This window comes from Wolbachia endosymbiont of Oryzaephilus surinamensis, assembly GCF_025617515.1.
GTDB lineage: Bacteria > Pseudomonadota > Alphaproteobacteria > Rickettsiales > Anaplasmataceae > Wolbachia.
On sequence record NZ_CP092526.1, the window covers coordinates 25,920 to 40,506 of the forward strand.

The window sequence follows — 14,587 nt, forward strand, 5'->3', positions numbered from 1 at the left end:
ATATTAAGCAAGCAAAAAAAGGCAAAAGAAGCCTCATGGAGATAGTTGCTCCACTCTTTTTACTTGATGCTGCTCAAGCAGGTCACTTGGATGTAGTAAAATACTTAGTAGAAATAGCAAACGCAGGTGTTAATTATGTAGTTAGTACTCTTAGTCTACCTCATTTTGACTATGAAAAAACTTCTCTTGGAAAAACTGCTCTAATGTTTGCTGCTAAAAGTAGTCATTTTGTATAGTTTTATCCAACTCAGACGTAGTTTAACCCTAGAATTTATCCTTTGCAATTGTAATAAGGTCTATAAACTACTGCAAATCCAAATTTCTATTTGATCTTACATTCTTATTGTAATAACCTCTATGGATCACACAGCATTAGTCGTGTATCTGAACAGATACTTTTGTACATGGATCAGCTTTATGTGTATCAATTCTGTCTACTTCAAGTTTCCAGCAAAACTACTTTCTAATGTATTGCTTTCAATCAAGTTCTTTGTTAAGCTCACTGTTAGTGGGTGTCAATTATCTTAACATAAAAATCAAGGCAGCTTTAGGTATAAATACGAGTAACTCGTATAAGTAAAGAGGCTATAAGAAGTTTCTTACCATTCTATTCAAACGGGTTTTAAACTTTTGAAATGTCATGACATTGTTGATACGTTTGTCAAGAAACGACAGGGTATCTGCAAAATCTTCTGAATAATCATTGATAAAAAAAAGTATCGTACTTAAGTACACTCCAGCTAATATTGCTCTTTTTGTATAGTAGTTAAAATCTGTTGATTGATCATGAATGCCATACCAAATCGCGCTAACAGTTCTGTACAAGAGTTTACTAGAAAAATATGTATTTTGGGGTAATATAGAGAATGATAAAACATTTTTTAAAAACTCTCTGTAATTTTGTAACTTAGCATAGTTTGAAAGGCGTATTTGGACAGCTAACTTTATCCGCTCTCTTACCTTCATATCTTCTAAATTGGAATTCCAAAGTTCAGTTTCCATTGAGCTATTTAAGTCCTCTGCTATGTACTCCAAAGCACTATATATTCCATTTTGAAATTTACAAAAACTATTGGCTAGGTTAAGGTTCGTGCACACTTTCAATAAGGTTGCATCACTTATTCCTTCAAATGGAACAACCTTAATCAGCTCATCTACTATTAACTTTTGTTCCATACAATATTATACTAAACATCACATATAATTATACCTGAGATTTTCAAACATTCTGCAAAATGCTTCACCGCGCTCTTCAAAATTTTTCCACTGATCAAAAGAAGAACATGCAGGAGAAAGTAATATCGCTACTTCTTCTTTGCTATTTATGGCCTCTTCAAAAGCCAGTTTAAATGCGTTTTCTAGATTATAGCACTTCATATAATCTATTTTGTTCTCCATAATGTTTGCAAAAACTTCAGTTGATTCTCCAATAAGAAAAGCTTTTCTAATCTTGGTGAAATGCTTGCTTAATGATTCTATTCCGCCTTTTTTGCTTTTTCCGCCAACAATCCAGTATATGTTTTTATAAGATAAAATTGCCTTTTCGGTCGATTCTGCATTGGTTGCTTTGCTATCGTTGATAAAAAGTACATTATGTATTTTGCCAAGAAATTCATTTCTGTGTCTTAGCCCTGGAAAGGATTTGATTTCATTGACAATAGTGCTGCTATCTACTCCAAGTAACTTGCACACAGCGTGTGCAGCTACTATATTTTCTACATTGGATACTAGGTTTACTTTCATATCACTCATTGATAAGTTGTGATTCTCTAGTTTTAGCGAGATCTCCTGAATCTCAGCACTCCTTTTGTCATCCAAGTAGCTGACACTGGGATCCAGATAATTTCGATCTATACCAGTAATCTGTTCACTATAATCAAGCAAATTGTTATCTGCCAATGATATTAGATCTCTTGCACTACCCTCTGTCATCTGGGTAGTTGGCAATGGTTTTTCTTTTCTGGTCACGCGCTGGAATGACACCAGGGAATATGTTACTGAAATTGGAATTTTGTTCCCAGTGAATTTATTGAATACATCAGCGGTAATTTTGTTATCACATCCTATCACGGCAATCTTGCTACTGTTTATCAGTTTTAATTTAGTTGCTATGTAGTTATTCATACTTCCATGTCTATCTATGTGGTCTGGTGTGATGTTTAGCAATACAGAAATGTCTACATTAATTTTATTTATTAGCTCCAATTGAAAAGAGGAGAATTCAATTACATAAATTTCTGCATCTCTTTCTAAATCCAAAATAGGCACACCTAAATTCCCGCCAATAGCTACTTTTTTCCCTGTGGATTTTAATATGTGCCCTATTAGTGACGTGGTGGTTGATTTGCCATTTGTTCCTGTAATGCCTATAACCTTCTGATTTGTAGTTTTAGTTTCAAGAAATAGCTCAATGTCTGATTTTATTTTGCAGTCAAAGCTTCTTGCAAGTTTTACTACCCAATGCGTTGGTATTGGCACTCCAGGGCTCAAAATTAGTGTGCTTATCTCATGCCAATTATACTCATTGGGATGAGTAAAGTTACACTCTTTATATATCTTTTTTGCATTTGCTATTTGCTCTTTATTATCATCCCATGCATATATTTTTGCACTGCTTTTTGTTAGAGCATTAATAACGGACAAACCAGTTTTACCAAGGCCGAAAACCGCAACACTTTGATTTTTGTATTTGTTTAGTTGCACTTCTAGATAACTTATGCGAACCATTTTATAAAGATATAATACAAATTATAATGACTTCTTCCATAGTTTTTGGCAGTGCTTAACTTTATTGTCACAACCTTAGCCAATAGAAAACTCCTTGACACATTTTGCCAGCTCCCTTGCCATGACAATAAGAGTATTTATCCTTTAGAATTAATTAAGAGAAAGTTTTTTCTCGACTTGTTGTATAATTTGATAAAAGTGATCAAAATCTAAGCTTGCACTACCAATTAAAACTCCCAATAGATTTGGAATACTGAGCAAGTTTCCTATATTTTCTGAGCTGACTGAGCCACCATATATAATGTGTTTTTTACCAGTACACAATTTTATTATCTCTATCACCTCAGCAATTGCGTCATTATTTGGCACATTTCCTGTTCCTATTGCCCATATCGGTTCGTATGCTATGGTATATTCACCTTGTGTTGGCAAACGGTTTTTGCATTGATATTCTATTACTTCTTTTGTTTTTTTATTTTTATAATCTTCTGAGTTTTCACCTACACAGATGATTGGGTGTAATCCTGATTCTATTGCTGTTTTCGATTTAAGTTTTATTTCACTATCTTTTTCATGAGCCCTTTCAGAATGTCCAAGTATTACGTAACTACATCCTAGTTCCTTCAACATTCCTGCACTAATTTCACCTGTGTAAGAACCGAACTCTTTATGATGGCAATTCTGTCCTCCTATTTTAATATTGTTGTTCAACTCTATATTGCTTGGAAATGATGTAAAAGGAGGGCAAATTACTAATTTAGAGGTAATTTCGTTGCTCTTGTTGTTAAGTTTGCCTATAAAGTTAACAAATGAAGAACGTGTTCCATTCATTTTCCAATTTGCTACTATTAAAAAAGACATCAATTTTTCTTATATGAATGAGAGTGCCGGCTGTCGGACTTGAACTGACAACCTACTGATTACAAGTCAGTTGCTCTACCAATTGAGCTAAGCCGGCATTAAATACACTGACAATATACAATTATTGATGAATTTTCGTCAACTAATTTTTAAAATACTGCATACTAAGATCATATGAAAAAATTTTTACTGAAGCCAAAAAAGAGTCTAGGGCAAAATTTTATTTTATCGAATGAGATAATAAAAAGAATAGTTGCCTTAGCTGGTAGCCTGAAAGATTTTAATGTTATTGAAATTGGTCCTGGGTATGGTGCGTTAACAAGAGAAATATTGGCATATAATCCAAAGTTTCTACTTTCTATAGAAAAAGATAGTAGTTTAGTGAAACATCACGAACAATTGCTAAATGAGCATCAGGGAAAATATAGAATTATAGAAGCAGATGCACTTAATGTTGTAGAAAAAGAGCTGGTAGAATGTCCAGTCAAAGTCATTGCTAACTTGCCTTACAATATCTCAGTAGCGTTATTTTTAAAGTGGTTAAATAATATAAAATTTTTTACGAATTTGACGTTAATGTTCCAAAAGGAGGTAGCAGAGCGTATTACAGCAGAACCTAATTCTAAAGATTATGGTTCCCTATCAGTGCTAAGCCAGTTACTATGCGACATAAAAAAGGAATTTGATATTGAACCTAAGGAATTTTTTCCAAGACCAAAAGTATATTCTTCAGTAATTACAGTAAAACCTTTACCCACTCCAAGATTTGCAGTAAATTTAGAAACCTTAACAAAGCTAACACGTGCTGTGTTCGCTCAAAGAAGAAAGATGCTGAGAAATAGCTTGCAAAGTATAACTAGTGATGTCTCAACTACTCTTGAGAATGCTAAACTGAGTGGAGACGAACGTCCAGAAAGCTTAACTATTGAGCAGTTCTGTTTGCTAGCAAATAATATAATTATGCGATAAATATATTAGGAGCTACATACCTCTTCTATCCTATTTTGATCTAAAAATAGCTGGAGCCAGGCTAATTTTGCAAAAGCTCTATTGCAATTTCATTAATTGGCGTATAAGCTTTAAATAAAGCATATGAAAAAAATGGAAGCTTGTTATTCGTTTGACGATGTACTTCTCTTACCGGCCTATTCTGATGTATTGCCTCGTGATGCAGACACAAGAACTTATCTAACAAATAATATAGAACTAAATATCCCTCTCATATCCTCTGCAATGGACACTGTCACTGAATCAGGCTTTGCAATAGCTATTGCCCAACATGGTGGAATAGGTTGCATACATAAGAATTTATCAATAGATGAACAAGTGTTAGAAGTAAGAAGGGTGAAAAAATATGAAAGCTGGATCGTGTATAACCCAATTACAATTTCCCCAGATAAAACAGTTGCAGAAGCAGTTTCATTAATGAGAGAGTATAATTATTCCGGCATTCCTGTAGTTGATCAACGCAAGTTAGTGGGAATTTTAACTAATCGAGATGTGAGGTTTATTGAAGACCAGAACATGAATATAAAAGTTTCCGAGGTAATGACAAAAGATAAGTTAGTAACAGTTCGAGAGCAGGCAGTAAATAGCGCCTCAGCAATGAAATTGTTGCATGCAAATAGAATAGAGAAGCTTTTGGTTGTTGATGAAAATTCTTGTTGCATAGGTCTAATCACAGTTAAAGACATCGAAAAATACAATAGATATCCAAATTCATGTAAAGACAGTAAAGGTCGACTCAGAGTTGCCGCTGCAATTGGTACTGGTAAAAAAGACGGTATAGAAAGATGTGAAGCTTTGGTCGAAGAAGAAGTTGATGTGGTTATTGTAGATACCGCTCACGGTCATTCCGAGAACGTTGTCAGCACTATTAAGGAAATAAAAAAGATGTATCCGAATACGCAATTAATCGGCGGAAATATTACAACAAAGGAGGCTGCTGAAGCGTTGATTGATGCTGGTGTTGATGCAGTGAAAGTTGGAATAGGGCCAGGATCAATTTGTACTACCAGAATAGTTACAGGCGTTGGTATGCCACAATTCTCTGCGATCAAGAATATTGCAGAGGTTTGTAAAACAAAAAACGTCAGACTAATTGCTGATGGTGGAATAAAATATTCGGGAGATGTTGCAAAAGCTATTGCAGCTGGTGCTGATACTGTGATGATAGGTTCAATCTTTGCTGGTACTGAGGAAAGCCCAGGTGAGATTATCATGTATAAGGGTAGAGCATATAAGGAATATCGAGGAATGGGATCTATTAGTGCAATGAAACGAGGGTCAGCTAGCCGTTATTTTCAAGATTCAAAACTTGATTTAGTCCCACAAGGAGTAGAAGCAAGAGTTCCTTTTAAAGGTCCAGCTTCAGGAGTGATCTGTCAGTTAATTGGTGGGTTGCAAGCTGCAATGGGTTACACTGGCAACCGTAATATAGAAGAGATGAAAAAAAACTGCAAATTTGTCACTATTACTTCATCAGGGTTAAGAGAAAGTCATGCTCATGATATAATCATTACACAGGAAGCTCCAAATTACGCTTACCAAGCATCTAATTTATCATCTGATTCAGAGTAAATACAATCCCCTTTTGAGTGGGTCATTTCAACACTGGTACACAATTGATATTAATATTAAGAGTCAAAAAGATGTCATCTAAGTGGCTGACACTGGAAAATCGATTGTAAATAAACTGACTACATAAAATTTTTGATCAAAATCAGTGCTATAAGTTGGAATAGCAACTTAAGGTAGATTGCCAGCTTAATATATTTTGATAAATCCAAATTATTTTAGCTATAAGAGAGCTTTGCTTTTTTGCTCCATCAGAATTGGCTTACTTTTAGTGATTCATGGAGTTAAAAAAGTCAGCATTGCTCTTTGTTAAAAGTAATTTGTCACGTAAAAACTCCATTGCTTCAACAGATCCCATAGGGTTAAGTATCCTACGCAATACCCATATTTTATTTAGTATGGCCTTATCAACTAATAGCTCTTCCTTCCTTGTTCCGGATTTTGTAATATCAATAGCAGGGAATATACGTTTATCAGCAAGTTTTCTATCTAGTATAATTTCAGCATTACCTGTGCCTTTAAACTCTTCAAAAATAACATCATCCATTTTTGAACCAGTTTCTATAAGGGCTGTAGCGATGATTGTCAAAGAACCACCATTTTCAATATTACGAGCTGCTCCAAAAAAGCGTTTTGGTCTTTGCAGCGCATTTGAATCTACACCGCCGGTTAGAACCTTTCCAGACGAAGGAATGACTGCATTATAAGCACGTGCAAGACGAGTTATAGAATCAAGCAAAATCACTACATCTTTTTTGTGTTCAACCATTCTTTTAGCTTTTTCTATTACTATTTCAGCAAGTTGGACATGACGGTAGGCAGGTTCATCAAATGTAGAGCTTACCACTTCACCCTTTACAGAGCGTATCATATCTGTCACCTCTTCGGGTCTTTCATCTATAAGTAATACTATTAGTTCTATTTCAGGATGATTTGTAGCTATAGAGTGAGCCATTTGCTGAAGCAATATCGTTTTTCCTGTACGAGGTGGAGCAACTATCAATGCTCTTTGTCCTTTTCCAAGAGGTGTAACTATATCTACAGCACGCATGTTTATATCTTTTTTATTATCTCCGCTACTGTTGTTTTCAAGGATGAGGCTTTTTTCAGGATAAAGCGGAAGCAAATTATCAAAATGGACGTACTTTCTTAATTCACTGATTTCAGTAGAGTTTATACTTTGAACCTTAGTTAAAGTAAAATATCTTTCTTTATCACCAGGTGGCCTTATTTCTCCACATGCCATATCTCCTGTACGTAAATTAAACTTCTTTATTTGGCCATTGGAAATATAAACATCATCGGTACTTGGAGCATAATTTGCACTTGATGAACGTAAGAAACCAAAACCATCAGGCAATATTTCCACTACTCCACTTCCTGTGGTTATGCCTCCTTCTTCACTCATTTTCTTCATTAAACTGAATATCATTTCCTGTTTTAGCATCCTGCCATTGCCTTTACCACTAGTTGAAATTTTTCTTTCTTCAGCTAGCTCTAACAATTCTTCTGCTGTTTTCTCTTTCAATTCGCTCAGGTCCAATGTTTTCTTGTTTTTTTCATCACCTTCACTGGTCATTTGTTTTACTGCGTCAGCATTATGAATTTGTTCGCTTTTTTCAGGTTGACCTACAACCCCTCCTTTTGCTAAGACATCTTCATTGATTGTTGTCATAATCCTCCAAAAATTTTAATTGATGCTTACTAACCTAAAATGTGAATATAAAACAATAAATTAGGCTGAGCTAGTTTTCAGTGCGTATTTAGACTTAATTATTATTAAACTAGATACTTTACTTGCATTATACTGATAAAAACTAACAAGTCAAGTTAATTTAATATTAACAAAGTACAAGAATTTGAGAATCATCAATAGCTATTATTTATATTTTTTAATCTTTGTTTCTTCTCTTCTTCTACTTTCGCTTTTTCTACTTCCGCTTCTAAATTTTCCTGGCTACATAAACCAAGTAGTACAGGATCTTGAGGTTTGATATTGAGTATGTTATGATGAGATCTATCTCTTACCTGCTCAACTGTGTAATTTGTTGTACCAACTAGCTTAGCTATTACATTATTGTTCAAGATAGGAAATTTTTTTACCAAATAATAAATCGCATTAGGTTTATCTCTACGCCTTGCTGTGGAAGCAAAGGCAAGAAAGCTAATCGTCTTTGCCCTTTTTTTCATATTTTTTATAATCAAATTTGGTACACGATTTGGATTTTTTTTGCAATTATCGATTTCTTTTTCAGTAATTATTTCAGAAATAATAGGGTCATACTTTTCAACTTCTATTTCCTCATCAGCTATGTCTTGTACTTTTTCAAGGGATAACTTGCAACATTGTGCTATTTGATCAAAAGTTAAGCTAGTGTTATCAACCAACCAAGCAGCTACTTGCATGAGAAATTGTTCATTTCTATCTTTATTGTCTTTAGAAGATTCCATTGACATCGAAAAAACATCTCCCATTTTAATATTCCTTTGCTGTTATAGAAATAAAATATAAACCATTAAAACTAAAAAAGCATTAACTTTGTCATCCAATGGCTTTTTGGTTTATATTTCTTATCTCTTAGAACCTGTTCATAATCTTTTGAAGAGGAAAGAAGCAAAAGCAAATTTGTAGGCTAGTATTAAATTTACGCTCGCAATTTTTCCAAAGTCGCCTACATTTTTCCAACCAGGCAAAAGAAGATCTCTCAACAACCCATCTTTTTGGCAATACAGCAAAGGTGCTTCACCTCAACAGTTGCACCAATAGTTACTTTCATCTGTGTTGCAAAATTTTCTCCAGTGTAGCCTGCATCAACCAGTATGTTTTTAACTTCAGAGAGACTTTCTTTAGCATTTTTAACCATTGTCAAAGCACTGCTACGATCAGTTATTTCTGCCGTTGTTATATGAATTGCTTGTGTCAAACCTTGTGTATCAACTGCGATATGACGCTTTATTACTGAAATTTTCTTGCCAGCATCATAACCTTTTTCTTCAGCAGTATCGGTATTTTTTACACTTTGGGCATCAATGATGCAGAAGCTTGTTTTGGTATTTCGACCACTGTTCTCTCCAACCAATTTTTTTAAAGACAATTTCTAGAACATTTTCTCTATCTTCATTCGTTTTTTTACTCCATTTCTTGAAGTAATCGTAAAAATTTCGCCATCTTGGAAACTCTTTTGGAAGCATTCGCCATTGACAGCCACTTTTTAGTACATAAAGCACACCACAAAATAACTCATATAAACCTAATCTTCTTGGCTTTGTTTTCTTTCGCACGCTTTCTAAAATTAGTCTAATCTTTTCGAATTTTTCACAACTTATGTCACTTGGATATGTATTCCTCATACTTTACCTCATGTCAACTATACCTCATCTTACCATATTCAGAGATCACTTACAGGCTCTTAGGTTAATATAAGCTTCCATTCAATTTAATACACTACAATATTACATATATTAGCTAATTTGTTAATAGATTTACAAATATTAAATTATTGCTATTCTAAATTTAAGTGTTAGTTAACTAAGTTTACAATGAGTATTAGAAATTTTTTTACCAAGGCAATCGTTCTCCTTTTAGTTTGCTTATTAATCTTTATGGGGATTGGCAATCTTTTATCAAATGATGATGAAAGGAAAGAATTAGCTAAAGTAGGAAAGGAAGTTATAACATCAGATGAATATAAATTACTATATCAAAATTATAAAAAGCAAATTTCTGGATCTGATGTAAGTAAAGAACAAGTAAAAAAGCTGAAATATGATTTACTTAACGCACTTATAGAGCAAAAACTATTGTTTAACCTAATTAGCGAACTTGGATTAAAAGTTGGAGAAGAATCTATCAAAAGCCACATAAAAAATACCAAGTACTTTCAGGACGATAAAGGAGAATTTGACCATAATAAATTCCATCAAACTCTAAATAGCCTGCATATAACAGAAAAGGAATATATAGAAAAACTAGAGAAAATCCTGCCTGCAATGATGTTCATGACTTCGTTATTTAAAGATAATTATCCGGTAACTTTTGGTGAGGGTGTTGATGAGCAGATATACAAAAATCGCTACCAAACTAGAGTAGTTGATATTGTTAAAATAACTGAGGATGCAATTACAGACGTTCCTGAACCAGATGATCAAGCCTTACTTGATTTGTATGAAAGAAATAAGTCCAATTTTTATTACCCTGAGTATCGAACTGCGCAATACATTTCTCTGGATCAAAAATATTTTGAAGATCAAATCAGAATTTCAGATGAAGAGGTTGATAGTATAATAGAACATCAGGAACTTAAAAATCAAAGAGACATATTCAATGTGATATTTCCTACCAAAGAAAAAGCTGAAATAGCAAGAAGAGCACTTGAAGAAAGTAAAGCAAGCTTTGAACAAATAATAGAAGAGTTTAATAAAGTGAAACTCGATGAAACCAGAGTAAATAATATAACTAAGGATTTCTTACCTGAAAATATGAGAGAAAAGGTATTTGCTCTCAAAACAGGTGAAGTAAGTGAAGTTTTAACAAGCAATTTTGGATGGCACGTAATAAAGGTAGAAAGCATACATCAAATCTCTGATGAAGACTTGGTTGATTTAAAAAAAGACATAAGGTCAGTTTTAACCAATCAAAAGTCTTTTGAAAAAGTCAATGATTTCATAAATCAAGTGAATTATAAGATATACAATGGTGCAACGATTGAAGAAATCTCCAATAATTACAATTTACCTATACAAACCATTGGTCCAGTAGATGCTAGTGGAAAAGACCAAAGTGGTAATGAAGTAGGAAATTCCAGTGATTTCATTTCTTTCATTTTTTCACGCGAGAAAGATCAGAAGAGTTATTTTAAGGGTGTTGGAGATACTGTTGTTGGTGTAAAAATCAGTGATATCGTTCCTCCTAAATTACAAAATTTTGAAGAAAGTAGGGAATCAGCCATAAAGCTTTGGCGTAGTGAATTTATAAAAGAAAGAATGTTTAAAATGGGACAAGAAGTAGCAGTTCAACTAAGAGAAAAGACAGATTTGGAAGAAATGCAAGGTATAAAATTGGTTAAAGGCCAGCAAATACAACGCAATGAACAAAACTACCCTTTTTCTTTCATAGAAGAGATTTTCAATATGAAAACAACTAATTCGGTAACAGATCCTATTCAATACAATAATGAAATTATAATAGGCGTTCTAAAACAAATGCATTCATCAAATGGTAAATTAAACATGCTTGACACCGGAAAACGTGTGATGATATCGCTAAAGGAACAGTTAATTAGCTATCTAAAATCAAAGTATAGAGTAGAAGTTAATCATGCTATGATTGATGATATATAAAAAAGTTTATTATCTTCCTTTTATGAGTGATTAGAGGGGGCTATATTGTATTTTTAGGTAAAAGAGGTACAATTAGTTTGACTTGAGCTGTTTATTGTATTTAAATTGTAATTAATATATGAATAAAGGTTGACATGGCAGTTAAAATAAGGTTAGCAAGGTTTGGGGCAAAGAAACGTCCTTTTTATAGGATAGTTGTAGCCGACTCACGAGCACCAAGAGATGGGCGCTTTATTGAGAGAATAGGACAATATGATCCAATGTTGCCAAAAGACAATAAAAATCGTGTTGTGGTAAAAGCTGATAGATTAAAACATTGGCTAAGTGTAGGAGCGCAAGCAACTGAAAGGGTAATGTGGTTCATTAAAAAAGGCATAGTAGATTTAGAAACAGAATCGAAAAAAATAGAAAAGAAAAAAGTTGAGAAAGTACAAGGGCAAGAAGCATAAGTCCTCTTAAATGCTAAACACTGATTTAACAAAAAGTAGTAAATTAGATGATATTGTATCTTCTGATTTATTGGCTATGAATGACTTTATCTTCAAAAATGTCAATGATGAAGGTACTAAGCTTGCTACCGATATTACATCTCATCTTATTAATTCAGGAGGAAAAAAGATAAGGCCTAAGCTCATTTTTATTATGTGTAAAATGCTGAATTACTCTGGAGAGAGTAGGGTCAACATTGCTGCATCGGTAGAATTTATACACAACGCTACTTTACTTCATGATGATGTGCTTGATGAAAGTAAGGCACGCCATGGAGTTGCAACAGCAAATAAAATTTGGGGGAATAAATCAAGCATTTTAGTTGGTGATCTATTATTGACCTTAGCATTTAGATGGCTTATAGAATGTGGGAATTTAAGTGTTCTCTCTATTTTATCTAAGGCATCTAATTTGCTTGTCAAGGGTGAGATAAAGCAGATGACAACGCGTTTTGACCCTAACACAATTAGGAAAAATTATTTTAATATCATTGGAGAAAAGACAGCATCTTTATTTTCTGCATGCTCCGAGGCTGCATCAGTAGTATCTGGAGCCACAAGTGACGAAACAGAGAGGCTAAGGAATTTCGGGTTTAATTTTGGTATGGCATTCCAAATAATTGATGACGTGCTAGATTATACTGCTAATCAAGGCACTTTAGGAAAGCAACTTGGAAAAGATTTCTTTGAAGGTAAAGTTACTTTACCTTCTATTATAGCATATGAAAAAGGCAGTCCATCAGAACAAAAATTCTGGGAGAAATCTTTTTCTTCAGCTAGACACAATTTTGACCAAGCATTACAATATATTAATCATCATAATGCCATTCATGTTTCTATGGAAGAAGCTAAACACTATATTAATATGGCGCAAAGTAATATTGATACTTTTTCTGATTCTCTTTATAAAACTGCTTTGATTGACTTTTTAAATGCAAGCATAGAAAGACAAGGATAGCTAACGCTTGATATTTTTGATTGATTGTTATATATTTATTAAGTTTGTAAGGGTGAATGATATGTCAGATAGTAATAAAGAGAAAAAAAAGAAATTTGCAGATATGGTCAGTAAACGAAAAGGGGATGATCAAGAAGATCAGCAAACAGGTGATTTAAGTGAAGAGCTTAATATATTAAAAGAACGTGCAGTTCAGCTTGAAGATCATTTACGTCGCGCTGTTGCGGATAATGAAAACGTTAAACGTATAATGCAAAAGCAAATTAGCGATGCAAGTGATTATGCAGTCACAAAATTTGCACGTGATATGATCGACTCTTGTGACAATTTAAAAAAAGCAATGGAAAACTTGAAAGATGGTGATCCTATTCATGAAGGAATAAAAGTGGCGCACCAAAAGATTGTGAGTGATCTAAAAAAACATGGAATAGAAGAAATAGATCCAATAGGTAACTCTTTTGACAGCAATTTACATCAAGCTGTTGTGGAAAGAGAAGATAATGAAAAAGAGCCTGGCACTATTGTAGAAGTACTACAAACTGGTTATACCATTAAAAATAGGTTGCTTCGTCCTGCAATGGTTATTCTTTCTAAAAAATCTGCTGATTGCGAAAGTAACTAATAAAACACTCAAGGTATGGAAGAAGTTGTCTTCTCAGGTATTCAGCCAAGTGGAGTATTACACTTGGGCAATTATCTTGGTGCAATTAAGCAGTGGATAGGCTTGCAGGATAAATATAAATCTCTTTTTTGTGTTGTTGATCTGCATGCAATCACAGCAAATAAGCTTCCCGCAAATGAATTAAAAAATAATATTTTTAAAGCAGCAGCAACTTATATTGCATGTGGAATAGATCCGGAAAAGTCGATTATTTTCAATCAATCCGCAGTTAGTGGTCATGCAGAATTGGGCTGGCTGCTAGGGTGCTATACACCAATTGGTTGGCTTAATCGTATGACTCAATTTAAAGATAAGGCTGGAAGCGATAGACAAAAAGCTTCTCTTGGGTTATATAGCTACCCAGTACTTATGGCTGCGGATATATTGCTGTATCAAACTAAATATGTTCCTGTTGGCGATGATCAAAAACAGCATTTAGAACTTGCACGTGATATTGCATCAGCTTTTAACAATCATTATAAATGTAGTCATTTCATCATACCTGAAATCTTAACTTTGGATTGTACATCAAGGATAATGAGCTTAAGAGATGGAGCAAGCAAGATGAGCAAATCTGATTCTTCAGAATACTCATGCATTAACCTTGACGATACAGATGACTTGATTGTCAAGAAAATAGAAAAAGCAAAAACAGATTCAATTCTAGGCTTTGATTTTGCTACTTTAAAGTGCCGTCCAGAAGTAAACAATTTGGTAAACGTTTATTCAGTGCTTAGTGATTTAAATGTGGAAAAAGTGTGTGAAGAAGTGAATAAACATGATATGAAACACTTTAAAAAAGAGTTAGCTGACTTAATCATCAGTGTTATATCACCCATACGTGAGAAGTTGAACGGTCTTTTGAGGGATCAGCTCCATTTACATAAAATATTAAAAGAAGGTACAGAAAAAGCAGCAGAGATTGCAAATAACAATATAAAAAAGATCAAGGATATTATAGGGTTTGTTCAATAG

The 14,587-nt window shown here is 33.7% G+C and carries 13 protein-coding genes, 1 tRNA gene and 1 pseudogene; 8 read left to right on the plus strand and 7 right to left on the minus strand.

Annotation, left to right across the window (positions count from 1 at the left end; all coding sequences use genetic code 11):
* Positions 1–35: 35 nt before the first annotated feature.
* On the plus strand, positions 36–236 hold the full coding sequence (locus MJ631_RS00115; RefSeq protein WP_230609266.1) for an ankyrin repeat domain-containing protein: 201 nt from the start codon (positions 36–38) through the stop codon (positions 234–236).
* 349 nt (positions 237–585) lie between these two features.
* Here the strand turns inward: MJ631_RS00115 and MJ631_RS00120 are convergent, their stop codons facing one another.
* From MJ631_RS00120 to MJ631_RS00135, 4 genes are all read right to left on the minus strand, one after another.
* Positions 586–1,176 carry a COQ9 family protein gene (locus tag MJ631_RS00120; RefSeq protein WP_052264643.1) on the minus strand — a complete coding sequence of 197 codons (591 nt, stop codon included), beginning with the start codon at positions 1,174–1,176 and terminating at the stop codon, positions 586–588.
* 18 nt (positions 1,177–1,194) lie between these two features.
* A complete protein-coding gene (locus MJ631_RS00125) occupies positions 1,195–2,727 on the minus strand; it encodes a Mur ligase family protein (protein WP_052264644.1) in 1,533 nt (510 codons plus the stop codon).
* A 150-nt stretch (positions 2,728–2,877) separates the two neighbouring features.
* Entirely contained in the window at positions 2,878–3,588 is a 711-nt protein-coding gene (locus MJ631_RS00130) for a triosephosphate isomerase (RefSeq protein ID WP_052264645.1), read from the minus strand.
* A 24-nt stretch (positions 3,589–3,612) separates the two neighbouring features.
* Positions 3,613–3,685: transfer RNA gene (locus MJ631_RS00135), tRNA-Thr, on the minus strand.
* A 77-nt stretch (positions 3,686–3,762) separates the two neighbouring features.
* Here MJ631_RS00135 and rsmA point away from each other — a divergent pair.
* Positions 3,763–4,557, plus strand: coding sequence for a 16S rRNA (adenine(1518)-N(6)/adenine(1519)-N(6))-dimethyltransferase RsmA (gene rsmA / locus MJ631_RS00140; protein ID WP_019236635.1), 795 nt, complete (start codon positions 3,763–3,765; stop codon positions 4,555–4,557).
* A 123-nt stretch (positions 4,558–4,680) separates the two neighbouring features.
* On the plus strand, positions 4,681–6,168 hold the full coding sequence (gene guaB, locus MJ631_RS00145; protein ID WP_213863782.1) for an IMP dehydrogenase: 1,488 nt from the start codon (positions 4,681–4,683) through the stop codon (positions 6,166–6,168).
* 265 nt (positions 6,169–6,433) lie between these two features.
* Here guaB and rho read toward each other — a convergent pair whose 3' ends face one another.
* The 3 genes and pseudogenes from rho to MJ631_RS00160 all read right to left on the minus strand — a co-directional run bounded on the left by rho (position 6,434) and on the right by MJ631_RS00160 (position 9,516).
* On the minus strand, positions 6,434–7,840 hold the full coding sequence (gene rho, locus MJ631_RS00150) for a transcription termination factor Rho (protein WP_214303270.1): 1,407 nt from the start codon (positions 7,838–7,840) through the stop codon (positions 6,434–6,436).
* 194 nt (positions 7,841–8,034) lie between these two features.
* Positions 8,035–8,640: a cell cycle transcriptional regulator TrcR gene (locus MJ631_RS00155; RefSeq protein ID WP_007301964.1), complete on the minus strand. Its 606-nt coding sequence runs from the start codon at positions 8,638–8,640 to the stop codon at positions 8,035–8,037.
* Between the two features lie 103 nt (positions 8,641–8,743).
* Positions 8,744–9,516: pseudogene (locus MJ631_RS00160) on the minus strand (IS5 family transposase).
* Positions 9,517–9,705: 189 nt separating this feature from the next.
* Here MJ631_RS00160 and MJ631_RS00165 point away from each other — a divergent pair.
* The 5 genes from MJ631_RS00165 to trpS all read left to right on the plus strand — a co-directional run bounded on the left by MJ631_RS00165 (position 9,706) and on the right by trpS (position 14,587).
* On the plus strand, positions 9,706–11,505 hold the full coding sequence (locus MJ631_RS00165; RefSeq protein WP_012481850.1) for a peptidylprolyl isomerase: 1,800 nt from the start codon (positions 9,706–9,708) through the stop codon (positions 11,503–11,505).
* Positions 11,506–11,639: 134 nt separating this feature from the next.
* The gene (gene rpsP, locus MJ631_RS00170) at positions 11,640–11,954 is read left to right on the plus strand and encodes a 30S ribosomal protein S16 (RefSeq protein ID WP_006015540.1); all 315 of its coding nucleotides are present in this window, start codon (positions 11,640–11,642) and stop codon (positions 11,952–11,954) included.
* Between the two features lie 10 nt (positions 11,955–11,964).
* Positions 11,965–12,951 carry a polyprenyl synthetase family protein gene (locus MJ631_RS00175; protein ID WP_214303271.1) on the plus strand — a complete coding sequence of 329 codons (987 nt, stop codon included), beginning with the start codon at positions 11,965–11,967 and terminating at the stop codon, positions 12,949–12,951.
* Positions 12,952–13,012: 61 nt separating this feature from the next.
* A complete protein-coding gene (locus MJ631_RS00180) occupies positions 13,013–13,573 on the plus strand; it encodes a nucleotide exchange factor GrpE (protein WP_007301960.1) in 561 nt (186 codons plus the stop codon).
* Between the two features lie 15 nt (positions 13,574–13,588).
* Positions 13,589–14,587: a tryptophan--tRNA ligase gene (gene trpS / locus MJ631_RS00185; protein WP_007301959.1), complete on the plus strand. Its 999-nt coding sequence runs from the start codon at positions 13,589–13,591 to the stop codon at positions 14,585–14,587.

Bases quoted from the DNA above. Each gene is read 5' to 3' on its own strand.
- MJ631_RS00120 (WP_052264643.1), bottom strand. From the start codon at position 1,176: ATGGAACAAAAGTTAATAGTAGATGAGCTGATTAAGGTTGTTCCATTT.
- MJ631_RS00115 (WP_230609266.1), top strand. From the start codon at position 36: ATGGAGATAGTTGCTCCACTCTTTTTACTTGATGCTGCTCAAGCAGGT.
- MJ631_RS00165 (WP_012481850.1), top strand. From the start codon at position 9,706: ATGAGTATTAGAAATTTTTTTACCAAGGCAATCGTTCTCCTTTTAGTT.
- guaB (WP_213863782.1), top strand. From the start codon at position 4,681: ATGAAAAAAATGGAAGCTTGTTATTCGTTTGACGATGTACTTCTCTTA.
- rsmA (WP_019236635.1), top strand. From the start codon at position 3,763: ATGAAAAAATTTTTACTGAAGCCAAAAAAGAGTCTAGGGCAAAATTTT.
- trpS (WP_007301959.1), top strand. From the start codon at position 13,589: ATGGAAGAAGTTGTCTTCTCAGGTATTCAGCCAAGTGGAGTATTACAC.
- rho (WP_214303270.1), bottom strand. From the start codon at position 7,840: ATGACAACAATCAATGAAGATGTCTTAGCAAAAGGAGGGGTTGTAGGT.
- MJ631_RS00180 (WP_007301960.1), top strand. From the start codon at position 13,013: ATGTCAGATAGTAATAAAGAGAAAAAAAAGAAATTTGCAGATATGGTC.
- MJ631_RS00125 (WP_052264644.1), bottom strand. From the start codon at position 2,727: ATGGTTCGCATAAGTTATCTAGAAGTGCAACTAAACAAATACAAAAAT.
- MJ631_RS00130 (WP_052264645.1), bottom strand. From the start codon at position 3,588: ATGTCTTTTTTAATAGTAGCAAATTGGAAAATGAATGGAACACGTTCT.
- rpsP (WP_006015540.1), top strand. From the start codon at position 11,640: ATGGCAGTTAAAATAAGGTTAGCAAGGTTTGGGGCAAAGAAACGTCCT.
- MJ631_RS00175 (WP_214303271.1), top strand. From the start codon at position 11,965: ATGCTAAACACTGATTTAACAAAAAGTAGTAAATTAGATGATATTGTA.
- MJ631_RS00155 (WP_007301964.1), bottom strand. From the start codon at position 8,640: ATGGGAGATGTTTTTTCGATGTCAATGGAATCTTCTAAAGACAATAAA.